This is a genomic window from Kitasatospora sp. NPDC059803 (genome assembly GCF_042732255.1).
GTDB lineage: Bacteria > Actinomycetota > Actinomycetes > Streptomycetales > Streptomycetaceae > Kitasatospora.
The window spans coordinates 1-1,837 of record NZ_JBHWIJ010000561.1 but is presented as its reverse complement, the minus strand read 5'-3'; the positions used below and the strand labels follow the sequence as shown (position 1 = coordinate 1,837).

Genomic DNA, 1,837 nt, shown 5'->3' with positions numbered 1-1,837 from the left:
CGCCGGGAATCTGCTGGCGTCGAGGCGGGCGGCCCACTGCGCGCGCCAGGCCAGCGCGTCGGCGACGCCCTCGGCGATGCCCCGCCGCGGCTGCCAGCCGAGCAGTTCGCGGGCGGTGTCGACGGCCGCGTAGCAGCCGATCACGTCGCCCGGCCGGGGGCCCGCCTCGCGGACGTCGAGCGTCGCGCCGACGGCCTGCTCGAAGGCGGCGATCAGCTCGCGCACGGTGGTGCCGTCGCCCGTGCCGACGTTGATGACCCGGTAGCGGTCCTCGGCGCCCTCGGCGATCACCTCGTCGAAGCGGAGCAGCGCCGCGACGTGCGCCTCGGCGAGGTCCCGCACGTGGACGTAGTCGCGGATGCCGGAGCCGTCCCTGGTCGCCCAGTCGACGCCGGTGACGGTGAACGGGGTGCCGTTGGTGTGCGCCTCGATCAGCTTGCCCAGGGCGTGGCTGGGGTTGAGGTCCTGCAGCCCGCTGCGCAGTCGCGGGTCAGCGCCGATCGGGTTGAAGTAGCGCAGGGAGATGACCCGCTGCCGCTCGGCGCCCTCCCCCCTGGTCCAGTCCTGGAGCACCTGCTCCATCATCAGCTTGGTGCGCGCGTAGGGGCTGTTGGCCTCGACCGGGCTGCTCTCGTCGACCCGCGCGTCCGGGGTGGGCGCGTAGATGGAGGCGGAGCTGCTGAAGACGACGCGGGTGCAGCCGTGGCGCTGGAGGGCGTCGAGCAGTTCGATGGTCTTGCCGACGTTCTCCCGGTAGTAGTACAGCGGCCTGGCCACCGAGTCCGGGACGACGATCCTGGCCGCGCAGTGCACGGCGGCGTCGATGTCCGGGTGCTCGGCGAAGATCCGGTCGAGCAGGGCCACATCGGCGACGTCGCCCTGGTAGAACACCTTGCCCTCGACGAACTCGGCCCGGCCCTTGGACAGGTCGTCCAGGATGACCGGGGTGATGCCCTGGTCGAGGAGGGCGAACACCACCGAACTGCCGATGAATCCCGCGCCGCCGGTGATCAGGACCTTCTTCATGCGCGGACGCTCCCTTGCGGTCGGCCGGGCGCCCGGTGGCGCCCGGTGACCTCTGGGACGGTGGTTCGCGCTCGATGGTTCCGTCGGCGGGCTCAGCGGTGGGCTCAGCGGTGGGGGCGGCGGCGGAGCCAGAAGCCGGTGGCGACCAGCACGACGGCCGCGACGGCGGTGCCGATCGCGGCCCAGGTGGCGGCGTCGGGCGTGGTGTCGGAGGGGGTGTCGCGGGCGGCGGAGCGGGCCCGGGCGGCGCTGTCGGCGGCCGCCGGGGCGGTGGGGGCCGTGGGTGTGGCCGTGGGAGCGGGCGCGGGTATCGGGGCCGAGGCGCCGGTCGTCGCACCCGTCGCCCCCGGCAGTGGAGGATCGCCGATCACCGCGGCCTCGACGTCGAGTTCACCCTCGCCGTGCCCCGGCGAGGGAAACGCGCAGTCGACGCTCACCCGCCAGTGCCCGGCCGGGAGGATCTCCCGGGTGGTGTACGTCCCCGGCTCGCCCGGGACGGCGACCAGGCGCCAGGGGCCGACCGTGCGACCGTCGGTGGCCGTCGCGGCCAGCGTGCCGGTGAACTCCCCGGTGACCGGGTCGTGGTCGTTCTCCCAGGTGGCAACGGTGCTGACGCGGCCGTTCCGCTGGCCGGAGACGTCCAGGTGGACGGTGTCACCGTGGGCGGCGACCGGCACGGCGGCGGGCAGCACGGCCGCACCGGCGAGGGCGAGGGCGGCGACGAAGGGTCGGGTTCGCATGGCGGGCAATCCTCGTGAGGGGTGAGGGGCAGGGAGCGGTGACGCCGGGTGCGGGCGCCACCGGGTGGTGG

2 protein-coding genes are annotated in these 1,837 nt (G+C 74.6%); both read right to left on the bottom strand.

Annotated elements, in window-relative coordinates; all coding sequences use genetic code 11:
- Nucleotides 1–1,026: UDP-glucose 4-epimerase GalE (gene galE / locus ACFV6I_RS39480; protein ID WP_380431113.1), on the bottom strand; the 1,026-nt coding region annotated here is incomplete at its 3' end.
- Nucleotides 1,027–1,130: 104 nt separating this feature from the next.
- A complete protein-coding gene (locus ACFV6I_RS39475; protein ID WP_380343275.1) occupies nucleotides 1,131–1,766 on the bottom strand; it encodes a hypothetical protein in 636 nt (211 codons plus the stop codon).
- Between the last annotated feature and the right edge of the window lie 71 nt (nucleotides 1,767–1,837).